The organism is Paraburkholderia sp. BR14312 (assembly GCF_040948675.1).
In the GTDB taxonomy this organism is placed as follows: Bacteria; Pseudomonadota; Gammaproteobacteria; order Burkholderiales; family Burkholderiaceae; genus Paraburkholderia; species Paraburkholderia nodosa_A.
Genome location: NZ_JBFPKI010000010.1, coordinates 279,212 through 296,285, shown reverse-complemented (window position 1 = coordinate 296,285; position 17,074 = coordinate 279,212). Strand labels below are relative to the sequence as shown.

Sequence of the window (17,074 nt, the reverse complement as noted above, 5' to 3'; positions counted from 1 at the left end):
ACCCTTTCCGCACGCGCCGTTCGGGCGGTCCGACCGCCCGGATTGCTTTTCCATCTCGCCTGCATTAGCGGCAGACATGACGAAAAATTTAGGGATTGGGCGTAAAAAAAATGTGCCTTTTCCCTGCATGAAACACGCGTGCGCAGCTTCTTCCGGCAACTGCGCCGAGCCAACGTTTGCGGTTGCCTAATTGACGTCAACCGTGGCGCCGGGCGTCGAATCGATCTTCAGGCCATCCGCTGCATGATGGTCAGCAGCTTTTTCGCATAGTGCGGGTCGGTCGCGTAGCCCGCGCGCTGCATGCCGTGCGCGAAGCCTTCGGCGCTCTTCGAGCCGTTGATCACCGACGCGTAGCGCGGATTGTTCTTGAGCAGCGTGGCGTAGTCGGTCATCGCGTCTTCGTACGAGTCGTAGGCGCGGAACTTCTCCACCACACGATGCGGCTGGCCGTTCACGTACTCGGTCGTGACCGTCGAGACGGTCTTGCCGGTCCAGTCCTTGCTCGCCTTGATGCCGAACACGTTGTGGCTCGCCGAGCCGTCGGCGTTCTTGATCTCGCGCTTGCCCCAGCCCGATTCGAGCGCAGCCTGGCCGAGAATGAAGCGCGCCGGGATGCCCGTGGTCGAGCTGGCCTGCTGCGCGGCGTTGGCGAGCTTGTCGACGAAGGCGTCCACCGAAGCGTCGCCGTTGCCCTTGACCGGCGGCGTGAGCGCGCTGTTGCCGCTGTAGCCCGAGCCGTTCGCGAGCGCGCCATTGGCGGCAGTGTTGCCGTAGGCGCGGCCGAGCGCATTGAGCATGGCGAGGTTGCCCTCGCTCGCGTCCTTGCCCGAAAGCCCCGAGATCGCGCCCGCCACGCCGCCCGCACCACCGGCACCACCCGCGCCATCGGCACCGGCAGCGCCCCCCATGCTGCGCATGAGTTGCTTGAGCATCGCGTTCGCCACGCCGATGCCCTTGTTCGACATCTGCTGGGCGAGCTGCTGATCCATCATCGAGGTGAACTGCGCGCCGTCGTGCGAGTCGAGCGGGCCGTCGTCGGGCGTCGCGTCGCGCATGCTCTTGAGCATCATCTGCGTGAAGACCGCGTCGAACTGCTTGGCGGCCATCTTCACGCCCTGCTGGGGCGAGGCGTTCGCCGCGGCGCGCATCGAGTCGAAGCCCTGCACGTCGAGCGCGAAGCGGTTGGTGAGGTCGAGGCTGCCGCCGCCGATGTTCTTCGTATTATCCAAGTTACACCCCTTAGATGATCTCGAGGTCGGCGCGCAGTGCGCCCGCCGCCTTCATCGCCTGCAGGATCGACATCAGATCCGCCGGCGTGGCGCCCAGCGCGTTGAGCGCTTTCACGACCTCGGCGAGATTGGCACCCGCCGTTACGAGCTTGAGCGACCCGTTGTCCTGCTTCAGCTGGATCTGCGACTGCCGCGTCGCCACCGTCTGGCCATTGGAAAACGCACCGGGCTGGCTCACCGCCGTCTGCGTGTTCACGACGACCGAGAGATTGCCGTGCGCGACCGCGCAGCTCTCCAGCGTCACCATCTGGTTCATGACGATCGAGCCGGTGCGCGCGTTCAGGATCACCTTCGCGGCCGGCGTGGCCGGATTCACGTTGAGGTCCTGGATCTGCGCGATGAAGCCCACCTGCGACCCCGGATCGGCCGGCCCGTGCACCTGGATCGTGCGGCCGTCGAGCGGCGAGGCCGTGCCCGGGCCGAACATGTTGTTGACGGCCGAGACGATGCGCTGCGTCGTGTCGTAGTCCATGTCGTTGACGGTCAGCGTGAGCAGACCGCCTTGCTGCGAAACCGGCGAGATCACCGCGCGCTCGACGATCGCACCGCCGGCAATGCGCCCCGCGGCGAGCTGGTTCACCTGCACCTTGCTGCCGTTGGCCGAGGCGCCCGCGCCGCCCACGGCCACGTTGCCCTGCGCGAGCGCGTAGACCTGGCCGTCGGCGCCCTTGAGCGGCGTGAGCAGCAGCGTACCGCCGCGAATGCTCTTCGCGTTGGCGAGCGACGACACCGTGATGTCGATCTGCTCGCCCGGCCGCGCGAACGGCGGCAGCACGGCCGTCACCATCACGGCGGCGACGTTCTTCAGCTGCATGTTGTTGAGCGTCGACGAGGAACCCGACGAGCTCGACGTGTTGTTGATCGAGATGCCGAGGTTCGCGAGCATGTTCGCGAGCGTCTGCGTCGTGAACGGCGCCTGGGTCGTCTGGTCGCCGGTGCCGTCGAGACCCACCACGAGGCCGTAGCCGATGAGCGGGTTGTCACGCACGCCCTGGAAGGTCGCGAGGTCTTTCACTCGCTCGGCGCGCGCCGGCGTCGCGTAGGCGACGAGCGCTCCGCAGGCCACCACGAAGCCGAATGCCACGCCGAGCGCGGCGAGCACGTCCTTCATGCGCGAGCGGCGCGAACGATGGAAGCGGATCTTCACCATGGCGCGATGTTCAGGAAAAAGCGTTGCAGCCAGCCCATCGTCTCGGCCTCGTCGATCACGCCTTTCGCGGAGTATTCGATCTTCGCGTCGGCGACGTCGGTCGATAGCACGGAGTTGTCTCCGGCAACGGTGTTCGGATTGACGACGCCGGAAAAGCGCACGTATTCATTGCCCTGGTTGATGAGCATCTGCTTCTCGCCGGACACGACGAGATTGCCGTTGGGCAGCACGTTCGTCACGGTCACGGTAATGACGCCCGTGAACGTGTTCGAAGCGTTCGCGCCGCCCGTGGCGTCGAACTGGTTCGCGCCCGTCGTATTCAGGTTCGCGCGGTTGAAGAAGCCCGGCAGGAAGTTCGCGGTGCCCGAGAAGCTGGCGCTGGTGCCGCGCTTGGTGGCCGCGCCCGACGACTTGGTCGCATTGATGTTTTCGGAGATGACGATCGTGAGGATGTCGCCGGTATTGCGCGGACGCTGGTCCTCGAAGAGCGGCCGTCCCGCGTAGCCGGGGTTGTAGATCGCGCCCGGCGAGGTGTTCGCGGGCGGCGGGGGCGGCACGGCCGTCATGGGCTGCTGCGTGATCGGCTGCCGGTTGGGTAGGTAGGCGCAGCCCGCCAGCATCGCGAGCGCCACAGCCGCCACGAGCGCCCGGGGGGTGCCCGGATGCCGCGCGCGGATGCGAGGATGGTTTCGAACGGACTGCGACATATTCTTCACCGACTTGATTAACCAGGGAGACCTCAGACCTGCATCTGGCTGAGGGTTTGCAGCATCTGGTCAGAAGTGGTGACCGCCTTGCTGTTGATTTCGTAGGCGCGCTGCGTCTCGATCATGTTCACGAGTTCCTGCACGACGTTCACGTTCGACGATTCCACGTAGCCCTGATTGAGCGTGCCCGAACCGTTCTGGCCCGGCGTGGAAACCGTGGGCGCGCCCGACGATGCCGTTTCCGACAACAGGTTTTGCCCGTTCGACTGCAGCCCGGCCGGGTTGATGAACATGGCGAGCTGCAGCGTGCCGATGGTCGTGTTATTGCTCGAGCCCGGCGTCGTGACCGTGACCACGCCGTCGCTGCCGATGGTGAGCGAGGTGGCGTTGGCGGGCACCGTGATCGCCGGCATCACCTGGTAGCCGCTCGCCGTCACGAGCTGGCCTTGCGCGTTGGTCTGGAACGAGCCGTCGCGCGTGTAGGCCGTCGTGCCGTCGGGCATCTGCACCTGGAGGAAGCCGGCGCCGTTGATCGCCACGTCCTTCGAGTTGCCGGTCTGCTGCAGGTTGCCCTGCGTATAGAGACGCTCGGTCGCCACCTGCTGCACGCCCGTGCCCACCTGGCTGCCCGAAGGCAGTTCGGTTTGCTGGGTCGAGTTCGCACCCGGCTGGCGCAGCGTCTGGTACATGAGGTCCTCGAACACCGCGCGCGAGCCCTTGAAGCCATTGGTGCTCACGTTCGCGAGGTTGTTCGAGATCACGTCCATCTGCGCCTGCTGGGCGTTCATGCCGGTGGCGGCGATGTAGAGCGATCGGTTCACGGTGTCTTTCTCCCGGTCCGGCCTCGCGCTGCGCGAGGCGGCCTTCATTTAACTTGAAATGGCTTAGCTGAAGTTGAGCAGCTGGTTCGCGCTCTGCTCGTTCTGGTCCGCGTTCTGGAGCAGCTTGGTCTGCATCTGGAACTGGCGCGCGTTGGTGATCATCGAGACCATCGCCGCCACCGGGTTCACGTTGCTGCCCTCGAGCGACTCGGTTGCGACCTGGACGGTCTGGTCCGCGTCGGCGGGGTTGCCGTCCGACGTGTGGAACAGGCCGTCGTCACCGCGCGTAATCGCGCCTGCCGGCGGGTTGACGAACTTGATCTGGTCGATCATGGCGATCGCGTTGGCGGGGCTGCCCGGCGCGATGGCCGATACCGTGCCGTCCTTGCCGATCGTGATCGCCGAGCCCGGCGGCACCGCGATCGGGCCGCCGCCGCCGATCACCTGCAGGTTGTTGGCCGTGACGAGCTGGCCGTTTTCATCGACGTGCAGATTGCCCGCACGCGTATAGGCCTCGTTGCCGTCGGCCGTCTGCACGGCCATGAAACCCTGGCCCTGAATCGCGATGTCGAGCGGGTTGCCGGTATGCGAGATCGCACCGGGCGTCATGTCCGAGCCAGGCGTTGCCGAGAGCACGTAGGTGCGCGTGGTCTGGTCGTTCACCGTCGAGCCGTCGCCGAACGACATCGGCACGGCGCGAAAGTTGGCGAGCTGCGCGCGAAAGCCCGTGGTCGAGACGTTCGCGAGGTTGTTCGCGACGACGGCCTGCTGCTCGAGCGCCTGGCTCGCGCCCGTCATCGCGGTATAGATCAGTCGGTCCATGATGTGCCCGGTACGTGGTTAGCCGCGTTACATCTGCAGCAGCGTCTGGTCGACGGTCTGCTGCGTCTTGATGGTCTGCGCGTTCGCCTGGTAGTTGCGCTGGGCCGTAATCAGGTCGACGAGCTGGTTCGTCAGGTCGACGTTCGACGCTTCGAGCGCGCCGCCCGTGAGCGTGCCGTGGTTCGTGCTGCCCGGCGTGGAGACCTGTGCGACGCCCGAGGCCGCCGTTTGCTGGAACTGGTTGCCGCCCAGGTTCAAAAGGCCGTTGGGGTTGTTGAAGTTGGCGAGCACGATCTGGCCGAGCGACATGGTCTGGCCGTTCGAGTAGTTGCCGGTGATGGTGCCGTCCGCGGCGATCGAGAAGTTCGAGAGCGTGCCGCTCGCGTAGCCGTCCTGGGCGAGGTTGTTCACGCCGTTGGCCGAGCCGTACTGCGTCGTGCCCGCGAGGTCGAGCGTCAGCGACTGGGGCTTCGTGGAGCCGTCCGTCGGGTTGATGTTGAAGGTGAACGACGTGGTGCCGTTGGTCGTTGCCGGGGCGCTGGCCGTGATGCTCTGGAGCGCGCCGGACGAGCTGAACTGTGCGGTGCCGAGCTTCGTCACCGAGCCCGGCTGACCGGCATACACGTCCCATTGGCCGCTCGTCGCGTCTTTCGCGAAATACATGTTGACCGTCTGTGCGCCGCCGAGCGTGTCGTAAGCCGTGACCGACGTCGAATACGTGTAGCTCGTCGAGTCGGTTTCGCTGAAGGTCGTCGTGGTAGGCGTCGTGGCCTGCGCGTTCAGGTTCAGCTGCGCCGTGATGTTCTTGGTCGCAACCGGCGCGATGTTGGTGGTCGGCACCTGCAGCGGCACGGTCTGCGCGGTGTTGATCACGCCCGTCGAACTGGCGGCATAGCCCATCAGGTCGTTGCCCGACGCGTCGGTGATAAAGCCGTTCTTGTCGAGCTGGAACACGCCGTTACGCGAATACGTGATCGTGCCGTTGTGCGACATCTGGTAGAAGCCGTTGCCGTTGATGGCGACGTTCAGCGCCTGGCCCGTCGTGCTGATCGTGCCTTGCGCGAAGTCCTGCTGCACGGTCTGGAGCGAGGCGCCGAGGCCGATCTGGTTGCCCACCGACGTCGCGATGGTGTTCGCGTAGACGTCGGCGAACTGCGCCGTGCTCTGCTTGAAGCCGACGGTGTTCGCATTGGCGATGTTGTTGCCGATCACGTCGAGGTCGTTCGACGACGCGGCGAGGCCGCTCAATCCTTGCTGGTAGCCCATGGTTGTCTACTCCGCGTTTATCGTGTTCAGAGAATGGCGCCGACGCTCGTAAGCGCGACGGTCTTGCCGTTGGCGAGCGAGAGGCTCGGGGTGCCGTCCGACTTCTGGACCACGCCTTGCACCTGGCTCGCGACGAGCGCGGTTGCCGTGGCTGACTGGCCGTTGGTCGTCGCGCTGGCGCTGATCGTGTAGGTGCCGTCGGCGACCGTATTGCCCGAGCTGTCCTTGCCGTTCCAGGTGACCGGCACGGTGCCGGCCGACTGCGCGCCGAGGTCGAGCGTGTTGACGACCTGGCCTGCCGAATTGGTGATCGTGAGCTTCACGTCCGAGACCGCCGAAGGCAGCGTCACGCCGAGTTGCGGCGCGCTGCCGCTCGACACGGCGGCGCTGCTGCCCGGGGCGAGCACGGTCGAGCCGATCAGCAGCGCGGCCTGCGCGTTCTGGCCCGCCGAAAGCTGCGTGGAGAGCGACGACAGCGACGTGTTGAGCTGCTGGATGCCCGACACCGTGTTGATCTGGGCGAGCTGCGAGGTCATCTGCGAGCTGTCCATCGGATTGGTCGGGTCCTGGTTCTGCAACTGCGCGACGAGCATCCGCAGGAACGTGGACTGCAGGTCGCTCGCGCTCGTGCCGCTCGACGACGCCGACGACGAACTCGAGCTCGTGCCGTTCATGGTGTCGAGCAGTTGCTGCGACACGGTGGCGGTGCTGCCGCCGATGGTTGTGTTGCTGGAACTCAACGCGTTCTCCCTCGATTGCGCTTCGTGCTTTGGCGTGTGGTGGTGGCAGGCGCTGCTTCATTTCGCGCCCGCTGGTCTCTGTATGTACTGCAGTGTCCGTACTGACTGCGGCTTGCCGTGCTTCAGGTTGCCGCTTTACGTTCCGATCGTGAGCGTCTTGAGCATCAGCGTCTTGGCCGTGTTCAGCGTTTCGACGTTAGCCTGGTACGAGCGTGACGCCGAGATCATGTTCACCATCTCCTGCACCGGATCGACGTTCGGCATCGTCACGTAGCCGTCCGCGTTGGCGGAGGGATTGTCGGGATCGTAGGTCTCTTTCATGGGCGTCGGGTCGTCCACCACGCCGGTCACCCGCACGCCGCCCACCTGCTGGCCCGAGGCCGTGCGCGCGCCGCCGAGCGGGTTCACTGCGAACACGACCTGCTTCGCCTTGTACGGCTGGCCGTCGGGGCCGGTCGTACTGTCGGCGTTGGCGAGGTTGGACGCCGTCACGTTCAGGCGCTGCGATTCCGCCGTCATGGCGGAGCCCGCAACGCTGAAGATGTTCATCAGGGATGGCATGGTTTCGTAGACCTCACATCAGGTGCGCGTCACGCGCGCGTTGGTCGTTCATGGCTTCGTTACTGCGTCTTCCGGTTGCGTGCGGCGATCAGCTCGAACCCGAGGTGATCGCGGAGAGCATCGTCTTGATCTGCTGCGAGACCACCGTCATGCCCGACTCGAAGTGCAGCGCGTTGTCGGCGAACTGCACGCGCTCGGTGTCGAGATCGACCGTGTTGCCGTCGAGCGCGGGCTGCACCGGCGTGCGGTACATGAGCTGGCTCTTGTAGGTGTCGGCGGGGCCGCCCGTCGGGATCAGCTTCGCGTCGCCGGCCATGTGGCCCGACTCCGTGGACGCCATCTGCATGCCGCTCGTCACGCCCGCGGGCTGCGCCATGGCGAGCGGCTGGGCGTTGCCGCCCGAGGTGGCCTTCATGCCCACCGTGCCGCCGGCGCCCTGCTGGCGCAAAGCGCCGGCGAGCGACGCCGCGAAGTCCACGTCGCGCGCCTGGTAGCCCGGCGTGTCGGCGTTCGCGATGTTCGAAGAGATCAATGCCTGGCGCGTGGCGCGCACATCGAGCGCTTCGCGCCCAAAGGCGAATTCGGCATCGAGTTTGTCCAGCATCGGGCGTTCTCCGTGAAACGAAAAGGATTCGGCGTGAGCGCGGCGGGCTCGCCAGGCGGCGGGGAAACCGGCGCAAACGTTAGGCGCGTGGTCCGAAGGCCTTTGCGCATGGAGTGGAATATTAGGCGGGGGTGGCAAGAACCAATCGGACGAATAGCCGGTAAAGCGCCCCTCTATTCGACGCAAGCGCGCGGGGGGCGCCGCCTAGAATGCGAGGCGTGTCAATGCAATCGATGGAGAACGACAATGCCGCAGACTGCCCCTTTCCGTAGGCCGCACGCCGGCCTGGAGCGGCGTGCGCGCGCGCTGTCGTGGCGCGCGTCCTGGACATGCGTGCTGGCCTGCGCCCTTGGCAGCGCGCTCTTTGGCGGCACGCTCGCTCATGCACAAACTCCGGCGCAACCTGAAGCCGCCGGCAGCCAGATCTTCATAGCGGGCCCCGGCGACCGCTCGGGCGCCGACGCCGCGCAGATGAACGCGATGCTCGCGAGCAATGTGAAGAAGCCCGCCGCGGCTGTGGCCAGCGTTGCTCCCGCCAATGAGGCCGCACCGTTGCGCGCGGCCAGCTACGCCGATCTGAATTCGCGCGGCGTGCCGGAGGATGCACGCGCGGGCGTCGAGTCGAACGGCATGATCACGATACCGGGTCCCGGCGAGCGCGCACCCCAAGGCGACGCGCCGCGCATCGTCACGGTTCCCGCGCCGGGCGCGAGCGCCCAGCCCATGCGCGTGCCGGCGGCCAACGCGAACAACGCGGGCACGCTGCAGCGCGTGAACCTGTCTACCGCCGCGAACCGCGTCGCCCCGGTGGTCGTGGACGCCGGCGCGGCGACGCTCGCGAAGCCGGTTGCCAGCGCAAGCGCCGGCGCGCCGCCGAATCCCAATACCAGCGCCGTCGCCACGAACGTGCAGGCCACGCCGCCGGGCCAGCAGGACGGCGAATCGATCCGCGCCGCCGCGCTCGCCTTCCTGCAGCAGCAGTCGGCTGGCTTGCCGGGCCACGTGAGCATCACGGTCGCGCCGGTGTTTCCGCGTGGCCTCGCAGCCTGCACGTCACTCGAGCCGTTCATGCCGCCGGGCGCGCGCACCTATGGCCACACGACCGTGGGCGTGCGCTGCATCGGCGCGAAGCCGTGGACGCTCTATGTGAGCGCGCGCATTGCGGTGGACGTGACCTACTACGTGGCCTCGCGTCAGATCGGCGCGGGCGAGGCGCTTTCAGCCGCCGATTTCATGCCGCGCGCGGGCGACCTCGCGAACCTGCCGCAGACCATCATCACCGATCCCAACCAGGCGACCGGCGCCGTCGCGCTCGCCCGGATTTCCGCGGGACTGCCGCTGCGCACCGACATGCTGCGCAGCGCCGCCTCGGTGGTCATCGGCCAGACGGTCAAGGTGATTGCCGTGGGCAGCAACTTCACGATCTCCGCCGAGGGCAGCGCGCTCAACAACGCCGAGCCGGGCCAGCAGGTGCGCGTGCGCACGAGCGGCGGCCAGATCATCTCGGGCGTGGTCAAGGACGCGGGTACCGTGCAGGTGCAGATCTAGGGCCGGTAAGCGCCGGTAAGGGCCGGAACAGGGGGCGCCCAGCCCCGTCCGGCGGCCCGATCCGGCCGTTTCCGGCTTTGTGCGCCAGCACACGTAACAGCATGTAACGGTGGGATTTTTCGGCTAAAGTTCGGCCCGACCTGTGCCGTTATCAAGGTCAAATCGATCAGGAACGCCCATCGTGAAAGTTGACTCCTCCACCCGCAATGATCCGCGCACGCTGCAGGATGGCCTCGCGCGCTCGCAAGCCGATTCGACCGGCGTAAGCACCGACACCGCTACCACCTCCGGCGCGGCAGGCGGCACGACCGCCGCCGCTCAAGGCGGCGCGAACGTGAGCCTGTCGTCGCTCTCGTCGACGATGCGCTCGCTCGCGGCGAGCGGTTCCGCTGACATCGACACGGCGCACGTGCAGTCGATCAAGGACGCGATCCGCAACGGCACGTTGCAGATTGACTCCGGCAAGATCGCCGACGGCGTGATCCAGACCGCGCGCGACCTCATGAAGCCGACGTCGGGCAACTGACGCCCGATGCGCGAGCGCCGCGCAAACCTCGCTTTTTTTGGTGCCTTGCAATGAAAGATGCCCTGTTGGCCACACTGATCGACGAACACGCCACGGTCGAGGCGTTCGCGTCGCTGCTCGCCTATGAAGAAAAGGCGCTCGTGTCGGCCGATGGCATGGAGGCGCTCCCGCAAATCGTCGAGCAGAAGACGACGCTCACGCAGCGTCTCGCGGGCCTCGAAAAAGCGCGCGACGCGCAACTGGCCGGCCTCGGCCTGCCGGGCGGCCGCAAGGGCATCGAAATGGCCTGCGACGGCGACGCGCGTCTGGCAAGTCAGTGGGCGCTGCTCAAGGGGTCGACCGAGCGCGCGCGCCGCAAGAATCTCACCATTGGCATGATGATCCGCACGCGCATGGAGCATAACCGCCGCGCGCTCTCGATCCTGCGCGGCGAAACGGGCAACGGCTCGATGCTGTACGGTCCCGATGGGCGGTTGCCGGCGTTCGGGCTGTAAGCGCGCGTAGATCGTCCGCCAAAGACAAAAGCCGAAGCAGTGATGCTTCGGCTTTTTTGTTTCGCGCGAGTCCAGTCCACCAACAAAAAAGCCGGGGCGCTCTCGCACCCCGGCTCTTTCATTGCAACTTCAGTCCCGCTCGCGCTGGCCGCCGCGCGCGCCGTCTACCGCCTCAATTCTCCTGGCCGGCCCAAGACATCTCGCGCAGTCGCGTGCGCAGGCGCGCCACCGCCTGGCTGTGCAGCTGGCACACGCGCGACTCGCTCACCTCCATCACCGCGCCGATTTCGCGCAGGTTCATGCCGCGCTCGTAATAGAGCGACATGAGCAGCTTCTCGCGCTCGGGCAGCCGGTCGATCGCCTCGATGAGCGCGCCGCGCAGACTGTCGTCGAGCAGCGCCGAAAGCGGGTCCGAATGATCGACGCAGTAGCGGTCGAGGAACGGTTCGTCCTCGGCGGAGCGGTCGAAGTCTTCGTAGTAGATGAGCTGGCTGCCATGCAGTTCCTGCAGCATGCTCTGATACTCGTCGAGCGGCATGCTCAGATGCTCGGCGATCTCCGTCTCGCTCGCCGAGCGCCCGAGCCGCTGCTCCACCTTGTGCACCGCGCTTTCCACTTCGCGCGAGGTGCGGCGCAGGCTGCGCGGCAGCCAGTCGTTGCTGCGCAGCTCGTCGAGCATTGCGCCGCGAATGCGCTGGCTCGCGTAGGTCTCGAACTGAGCGCCCTGATCTTCCTTGTAGCGGTTGGCCGCGTCGAGCAGGCCGATCATGCCGGCCTGGATCAGGTCGTCGAGGTCCACGCTCGCCGGCATCTTGGCGACGAGCTGCAAGCCGAGCCGTCTGACGAGCGGCGCGTATTTCGCGAGCACGTCGGCCTGCGAAATTTTTCCTTGAGCGTTATACATCGTGCTCTCCACTTCTCATCTCCCTGTTGGCGTCGTCGTGCGCACGTCAGACGTGCTGCGGCGACGTCCGCTGCGCGGGCGTATCGGTCCGCCAGCCCACATGGGCCGGAGCGGACGCGGATGTTGCGTTGGGTGCGGGATGCACACCCGTCACGGCCGCTACGAACGAATCGGCGTTCGCGGCGAGCGTGCTGTGTGCGGCGTTTGTTGCATGGGTAGCGTGGGGCTGGACGCCGGCTTGCGGCGCGCCGTCCGGATCGTCGACGGGTGCGTGGCCCGCCGCTTCATGTTCTTCGTCCTTCGCGCCGAACAGTGCATTGGCGCGTGCCGTGGCCGGCGAGCACGCCGAGACCGCGGGTCGCATCGGCCAGTGCGGCAGCTCGGCGGCCACGTGGCGGAAATCGCGCGCGGCGGCCGTCGACGGAAACGCATCGACGATGCAGCGCGCAAGCCTGAGCGCCTGCGCCATGTGCTGATCGGCGGCGACGCTTCCGGCGCTGTCGAGCGACACGCTCAGGTAGCGGCTCGCCACCCCTGCGAGATTCTCGATCGCGGCCTGCGCGTCGCTCGCGTTCGCCACATGATTCGCGAGCACGCGAAACTGCGCGATCGCATGCGCGAAGTGCAGCCGTTTCATGCACGCGTAGGCGTCCGTGATCGACTGCGCACCGATGCGCATCACGATCAGCACATCGTGCGCATGCATGGCGAGCGGCGAAAGCGCGCCATCGGCGTCGAGCTGCGCGTCGATCAGTACGATGTCCGCGGGGCCCGAAATGACCTTCTGCAGCTGGGCGGACGTGTACTGCGCGCGATTGTCGCGCGAGGCGGCCAGCACGCCGAAGCCGAGCGCATGGCGCCCCACGGCTTCGTCGAGCGTGCGCTCGCCGCGCACGACGGCGGCGAAGTTGCCTGCGCCGCGCACACCGCCCACCAGCGCACAGACCGAGCGGGGTCCCAGACACTCGTCGATCACGAGCACGTCCTTGCCCTGCGCGGTGAGCGCCGCCGCGAGATTGACCACCGTGGTCGTGCGTCCGGGCGAACCTGCACCGCCCGTCACTGCGACCACGCGCGAGCCTTCACGCGCGAGAAGCCGCCGCAGCCCTTCAGCTTGATCGATTACGAACTTATCCAAACCTGACCTCGGGAGCCTGCGAATTCGTACGCGTCGAGAGTGCCGACAGCAGCGCCGGGATATCGTCTTCGTGCGGCACGAACGGCGAACTCTCTCGCGGAATGCAGAAAGCGCTGCGGATCAGGAAGCGGCGCGTCGCCACGTAAAGGTTCTCGGGGACCTTCTGGCCCGTCGAGACGTAATGCACCGGCAGCTTGTAGCGCAGCACGGTGTCGAGCGCGCTGCCGAGGTTGGTCGCCTCGTCGAGCTTGGTGAGGATGCAGCCCGTGAGCGGCGCGTTGTCCGGGCCGCTCTGGTAGGCCTGCACGACTTCGTTGAGCGTGTCGCCGTGGTTGGTCGCCGAGAGCAGCAGAAGGCGCTGCACCGGGCGGCCCGCGCCGCACAGCATGGCGATCTGGTCGGCCACGGCGCGGTCGCGCTGGCTCATGCCGATCGTGTCGATCAGCACGATGTGCTTGTTCTTGAGTTCGGTGAGCGCGAGCTGGAGGTCCGCGCCGTCACGCACCGCGTGCACCGAAACGCCGAGGATCTTGCCGAAGATGCGCAGTTGCTCGTGGCCGCCGATCCGGTAGCTGTCGGTGGTGAGCAGCGCCACCTTGCTCGCGCCGAAGCGCATCACGCAGCGCGCGGCGAGCTTCGCGGTGGTCGTGGTCTTGCCCACGCCCGTCGGGCCCATCAGCGCGAACACACCGCCGCGCTCCATCAGCGCCTGTTCGTCTTCGAGCACGGGCAGGTTCGATTCGAGCACCGACTGGAGCCACTCCATGCCGGCCTCTTCGGTCTGCACGTCGGGCAGCCGGTCGATCATCATCTTCACCAGTTGCGCCGAGAAGCCCGCGGCGAACAGCTGCTTGGTGAGCGCGCCCTGCACCGGGCTGCGGCGCTGGCGCTCGCCCCACAGGAGGCCCGCGAACTGCTCTTCCATCATGCCGCGCATGGAGGCGAGCTCGTTCATCACGGTTTCGTTGACGACCTGCTCGATGCGCGCGCGGATCGCTTCGCTCACGGTTTGCGCCGCATCGGTGCCCTGCGCATTGCGGCTGCCGGGTGCGGGGCCCGCGGCTTCCGGACCGTGGCCGAGGCGCTGCGCGGCGCGGCGCGCGGCGACATGAGCGGCCTCGAGCGCCCAGTCGGGCGTGCTGGCGTCAACGTCGGGCGGCAGCACCGGATCGGCGACGCTGCCAAGGCCGCGCGCGGCGGCGGTGGCAGGCGTCATGCCCGGCACGCGCGGCGCGTTCTGCTGGTTCGCGATACGGCGGGCGTGGTCGATCAGCCAGGGGTTCGATTCGGCCATCGTGCGCGGCGCGTCGCTCGTCTGCGCGGCGGCGGCCTGTTCGAGCCGCGCTGCGGCTTCACGTGCGGCGGCCTGGGCGTTGGCGGCCGGCGCCGTGGACGCAAACGATGGTGCAAAGGCCGGCGAGGCGAGCGAGTCGGTCGCGGCCTGCAGCGCCATTTGCAGCGGCGAATGCGCATGCGGGACAGCTTGTTGCGATTGGGCGGCCTGCATCGCGGATTGCAGCGTCGGCGGCATCGCCGATTGCGCGGCCTGCTGGCCTGCCGCGGCGCGCGAAGAAGGCGACGAAGCCGAAAGCGGCGCAATGGCGGCCGACGCGGCCGCCGCTTCCTTGCCGAGCGAGACGGCGGTGTCGGCGGCCTGGTCGCCATCGGCATCGGCGTCGGCACTCGCGCCGCCGTTTTCGGCGCCCACTTCCGGGCTCGCGCCGAACACCGACGAGAACACGTCCGGCATGCCGCTCGCGTAGGGGTTCGCACCGCCCACCGGGGCGGCGAGCGCCGCGGGAGCGGCGCCAGGCGCGCTGCGCGGCGTGCGCGACATCTGCGTCATGGCGGCGGAGGGCTGCGCGAACGGGGCGCCTTGACCACCTTGCGCCACGAGGCCACCCAGGCCTTGCGCGGCGGCAGCATCGGCCGGCGCGATCGCCGCGAGATCGCGGTCCGCGAGCGCGACGATTTCGACGCTGCCGTCGTCGAGCGTACGGTTCGACAGAACGACGGCGTCCGCACCCAACGCTTCGCGTACGAGCCGTAACGCGTCGCGGCTGGTGCCACCGATGAATTTGCGAATGTTCAAGCTAAGCCCCTGATGAGGTGAGCGGCCAATGCCGCCGCCGGTCGTCTGTTGCTGGAATGGCGCTGGATTGCTGCCGGCCTGGCGTCCTGTGCAAGGCCTTTTCCGATGTTGGAATTATTTCGAAGGTGAGCCCCCCATGATCGATGGATCAGGGCGGAGAAATGCGGGCAATTCGCGGAATCGGTGGCGGGGGTGCGCACAGGCAAAAATTACGTGCAGAAAGGCTCGCACGCGGCGCGGCTAACGAAAAAGCCCGCAAGAAGCGGGCTTTTTCTCGTCCAGATGCAGCAGCGCGATCAGTGCGCCCCGATCACGTTCACCACCTTCACGTTGCGCGTATCGGGCACCTCGGCATACGACAGCACCTTGAGCTGCGGCAAACTGCGGCGCAGGAAGCGCGACAGCATGGGCCGCAGCGCGTGCTGCACGAGCATCACCGGCGCGAGACCCAGCGCCTGCTGACGCCCCATCGCCTGCTCGGTCTGCGTGAGCAGCGTGTGCGCGAGACCCGGTTCGAGGCCGGGGTTCGGGCCGGAGGTGAGCGTCTGCGACAGCACGCGCTCGAGGTTCGCGTCGAGGCCCATCACCTGCATGTCGGCGTTGCCGGGGAACCATTGCTGCGTGATCGCGCGGCCGAGCGCGATGCGCACCGCCGCCGTCAGATCGTGGGCGTCGGTGATGCGCGGCGTGTGCTCCGCGAGCGATTCCATGATCGTGCGCATGTCGCGGATCGGCACGCCTTCTTCCAGCAGGTTCTGCAGCACCTTCTGCAGCGTCGTGACCGGCAGCACCTTCGGCACGAGGTCGTCCACGAGCGAAGGCGTGTCCTTCTGCACGCGCTCGAGCAGCGCCTGGACTTCGCGGCGCCCGAGCAGTTCGGCCGCGTGCATGACGACGAGGTGATTCAGGTGCGTCGCCACCACCGTGCTCGAATCCACCACCGTGTAGCCGAACACCTGCGCCTGCTCGCGCACGTTCGAATCGATCCAGACGGCGGGCAGGCCGAACGCCGGATCCGTGGTCGGCGTGCCGGGCAACACCGCGCTCACCTGGCCCGGGTTGATCGCGAGCCACTGGCCCGGATAGGCCTCGCCCGTGCCCACTTCCACGCCCTTCAATGCAATCCGGTAGGCGTTCGGGCGCAGCTCCAGGTTGTCGCGAATATGGATGACGGGCGGCAAGAAGCCGATTTCCTGCGCGAACTTCTTGCGGATGCTCTTGATGCGCTTGAGCAGCTCGCCGTCGGTGTTCTTGTCGACGAGCGGAATGATGCGGTAGCCCACTTCGAGGCCGAGCGTGTCGATGAGCGCCACGTCGTCCCAGGTCGCCTCGGCGTTTTCGACGGGCGCAAGCGCGGCGGGCGCGGCGTCGGCGATCACGGCGCTCGCCTTCTTCGCTGCGGCGTTCTTCTTCAGCGTGCGGCCGAGCTGGATCGCACCGCCGCCGAGCAGCAGAAACGCAAAGTGCGGCATGCCCGGAATCAAGCCCATCATGACGATGATCGCGCCCGTGATCATCAGCACGCGCGGGTTCGTGAAGAGCTGGCCGGTGAGCTGCGTGCCGATGTCTTCGTTGGTCGCCACGCGCGAGACGATCACGCCGGCCGCCGTCGAGATCACGAGCGACGGAATCTGTGCGACGAGGCCGTCACCGATGGTCAGCAGCGTGTAGGTCTCGCCCGCCGAGGCGAGCGGCATGCCGTGCTGCACGACGCCCACGATCAGCCCGCCCACGATGTTGATCACCATGATCAGCAGGCCGGCGATGGCGTCGCCGCGCACGAACTTGCTCGCACCGTCCATCGAGCCGTAGAACTCGGCTTCCTGGGCAATCTCGCTGCGGCGCTTGCGGGCCGCTTCTTCGTTGATGAGGCCCGCGTTCAGGTCGGCGTCGATCGCCATCTGCTTGCCGGGCATCGCGTCGAGTGTGAAGCGCGCGGACACTTCGGCGATACGGCCCGCGCCCTTCGTGATCACCATGAAGTTGATGACCATGAGGATCACGAACACCACGATACCCACGGCGAAGTTGCCGCCCACGAGGAAGTGGCCGAACGACTCGATCACCTGGCCCGCTGCCCCCGGGCCGGTGTGGCCTTCGAGCAGCACGATCCGCGTGGAGGCCACGTTCAGCGAGAGCCGCAGGAGCGTGGAGAACAGCAGCACGCTCGGGAACGCCGCGAAGTCGAGCGGCTTCATGGTGTACATGCTGACGAGCAGCACCATCACCGAAAGCGCGATGTTGAAAGTGAACAGCAGATCCAGCAGGAACGGCGGCAACGGCAGGATCATCATGCCGAGGATCATGCAGATCAGGATCGGTCCCGCCAGCGCGCGCAGATTCGTGCTTTGCAGCATCTCCGGGCGCCGCGCGAGGAAACCGGTGCGGGCGTTCATTCTGTTGCTCCTTCAG

Annotated in this window: 15 protein-coding genes and 1 pseudogene; 3 read left to right on the top strand and 13 right to left on the bottom strand. The window is 67.0% G+C overall.

The window, feature by feature from the left end:
- Positions 1-227: 227 nt before the first annotated feature.
- From flgJ to AB3X98_RS27500, 9 genes are all read right to left on the bottom strand, one after another.
- Positions 228-1,229: a flagellar assembly peptidoglycan hydrolase FlgJ gene (gene flgJ, locus AB3X98_RS27540; RefSeq protein ID WP_069264342.1), complete on the bottom strand. Its 1,002-nt coding sequence runs from the start codon at positions 1,227-1,229 to the stop codon at positions 228-230.
- A 10-nt stretch (positions 1,230-1,239) separates the two neighbouring features.
- The gene (locus tag AB3X98_RS27535; protein WP_083245231.1) at positions 1,240-2,439 is read right to left on the bottom strand and encodes a flagellar basal body P-ring protein FlgI; all 1,200 of its coding nucleotides are present in this window, start codon (positions 2,437-2,439) and stop codon (positions 1,240-1,242) included.
- The gene (locus AB3X98_RS27530; protein WP_256094710.1) at positions 2,433-3,059 is read right to left on the bottom strand and encodes a flagellar basal body L-ring protein FlgH; all 627 of its coding nucleotides are present in this window, start codon (positions 3,057-3,059) and stop codon (positions 2,433-2,435) included. The genes AB3X98_RS27535 and AB3X98_RS27530 overlap by 7 nt, the downstream gene beginning before the upstream one ends.
- 119 nt (positions 3,060-3,178) lie before the next feature.
- Positions 3,179-3,967, bottom strand: a complete 789-nt coding sequence (gene flgG, locus AB3X98_RS27525; RefSeq protein WP_069264346.1) for a flagellar basal-body rod protein FlgG — start codon at positions 3,965-3,967, stop codon at positions 3,179-3,181.
- 63 nt (positions 3,968-4,030) lie between these two features.
- Positions 4,031-4,789 carry a flagellar basal-body rod protein FlgF gene (gene flgF, locus AB3X98_RS27520; protein ID WP_069264348.1) on the bottom strand — a complete coding sequence of 253 codons (759 nt, stop codon included), beginning with the start codon at positions 4,787-4,789 and terminating at the stop codon, positions 4,031-4,033.
- Between the two features lie 27 nt (positions 4,790-4,816).
- Positions 4,817-6,055, bottom strand: coding sequence for a flagellar hook protein FlgE (flgE, locus tag AB3X98_RS27515; RefSeq protein WP_368606867.1), 1,239 nt, complete (start codon positions 6,053-6,055; stop codon positions 4,817-4,819).
- A 26-nt stretch (positions 6,056-6,081) separates the two neighbouring features.
- A complete protein-coding gene (locus AB3X98_RS27510) occupies positions 6,082-6,729 on the bottom strand; it encodes a flagellar hook assembly protein FlgD (RefSeq protein WP_083245249.1) in 648 nt (215 codons plus the stop codon).
- Between the two features lie 201 nt (positions 6,730-6,930).
- Positions 6,931-7,356: a flagellar basal body rod protein FlgC gene (gene flgC / locus AB3X98_RS27505; RefSeq protein ID WP_028203363.1), complete on the bottom strand. Its 426-nt coding sequence runs from the start codon at positions 7,354-7,356 to the stop codon at positions 6,931-6,933.
- 88 nt (positions 7,357-7,444) lie between these two features.
- Complete coding sequence (locus tag AB3X98_RS27500; protein WP_342949209.1) at positions 7,445-7,960, bottom strand: flagellar basal body protein; 516 nt, start codon at positions 7,958-7,960, stop codon at positions 7,445-7,447.
- Positions 7,961-8,206: 246 nt separating this feature from the next.
- Between AB3X98_RS27500 and flgA the strand changes: the two genes are divergently transcribed.
- The 3 genes from flgA (at position 8,207) to AB3X98_RS27485 (ending at position 10,528) form a co-directional block, all read left to right on the top strand.
- A complete protein-coding gene (gene flgA / locus AB3X98_RS27495; protein WP_368606868.1) occupies positions 8,207-9,508 on the top strand; it encodes a flagellar basal body P-ring formation chaperone FlgA in 1,302 nt (433 codons plus the stop codon).
- A gap of 181 nt (positions 9,509-9,689) precedes the next feature.
- The gene (gene flgM / locus AB3X98_RS27490) at positions 9,690-10,034 is read left to right on the top strand and encodes a flagellar biosynthesis anti-sigma factor FlgM (protein WP_342949207.1); all 345 of its coding nucleotides are present in this window, start codon (positions 9,690-9,692) and stop codon (positions 10,032-10,034) included.
- 50 nt (positions 10,035-10,084) lie between these two features.
- Positions 10,085-10,528, top strand: a complete 444-nt coding sequence (locus AB3X98_RS27485; RefSeq protein ID WP_069264359.1) for a flagella synthesis protein FlgN — start codon at positions 10,085-10,087, stop codon at positions 10,526-10,528.
- Between the two features lie 172 nt (positions 10,529-10,700).
- Here AB3X98_RS27485 and AB3X98_RS27480 read toward each other — a convergent pair whose 3' ends face one another.
- From AB3X98_RS27480 to flhA, 4 genes and pseudogenes are all read right to left on the bottom strand, one after another.
- Entirely contained in the window at positions 10,701-11,432 is a 732-nt protein-coding gene (locus AB3X98_RS27480; RefSeq protein WP_069264361.1) for an RNA polymerase sigma factor FliA, read from the bottom strand.
- A gap of 355 nt (positions 11,433-11,787) precedes the next feature.
- Positions 11,788-12,570, bottom strand: a pseudogene (locus AB3X98_RS27475) (MinD/ParA family protein); the annotation flags it as partial.
- Positions 12,563-14,662, bottom strand: a complete 2,100-nt coding sequence (gene flhF, locus AB3X98_RS27470) for a flagellar biosynthesis protein FlhF (protein ID WP_368606869.1) — start codon at positions 14,660-14,662, stop codon at positions 12,563-12,565. The gene flhF and the pseudogene AB3X98_RS27475, both read right to left, overlap by 8 nt.
- A 296-nt stretch (positions 14,663-14,958) precedes the next feature.
- On the bottom strand, positions 14,959-17,058 hold the full coding sequence (gene flhA / locus AB3X98_RS27465) for a flagellar biosynthesis protein FlhA (protein WP_069264366.1): 2,100 nt from the start codon (positions 17,056-17,058) through the stop codon (positions 14,959-14,961).
- Positions 17,059-17,074 lie beyond the last annotated feature (16 nt).

Coding starts and splice junctions, on each gene's coding strand:
- flgE (WP_368606867.1), bottom strand. CDS start 6,055: ATGGGCTACCAGCAAGGATTGAGCGGCCTCGCCGCGTCGTCGAACGAC.
- flgC (WP_028203363.1), bottom strand. CDS start 7,356: ATGCCATCCCTGATGAACATCTTCAGCGTTGCGGGCTCCGCCATGACG.
- AB3X98_RS27530 (WP_256094710.1), bottom strand. CDS start 3,059: ATGCTGGCGGGCTGCGCCTACCTACCCAACCGGCAGCCGATCACGCAG.
- AB3X98_RS27485 (WP_069264359.1), top strand. CDS start 10,085: ATGAAAGATGCCCTGTTGGCCACACTGATCGACGAACACGCCACGGTC.
- AB3X98_RS27510 (WP_083245249.1), bottom strand. CDS start 6,729: ATGAACGGCACGAGCTCGAGTTCGTCGTCGGCGTCGTCGAGCGGCACG.
- AB3X98_RS27500 (WP_342949209.1), bottom strand. CDS start 7,960: ATGCTGGACAAACTCGATGCCGAATTCGCCTTTGGGCGCGAAGCGCTC.
- AB3X98_RS27535 (WP_083245231.1), bottom strand. CDS start 2,439: ATGGTGAAGATCCGCTTCCATCGTTCGCGCCGCTCGCGCATGAAGGAC.
- flgF (WP_069264348.1), bottom strand. CDS start 4,789: ATGGACCGACTGATCTATACCGCGATGACGGGCGCGAGCCAGGCGCTC.
- flhA (WP_069264366.1), bottom strand. CDS start 17,058: ATGAACGCCCGCACCGGTTTCCTCGCGCGGCGCCCGGAGATGCTGCAA.
- AB3X98_RS27480 (WP_069264361.1), bottom strand. CDS start 11,432: ATGTATAACGCTCAAGGAAAAATTTCGCAGGCCGACGTGCTCGCGAAA.
- flgA (WP_368606868.1), top strand. CDS start 8,207: ATGCCGCAGACTGCCCCTTTCCGTAGGCCGCACGCCGGCCTGGAGCGG.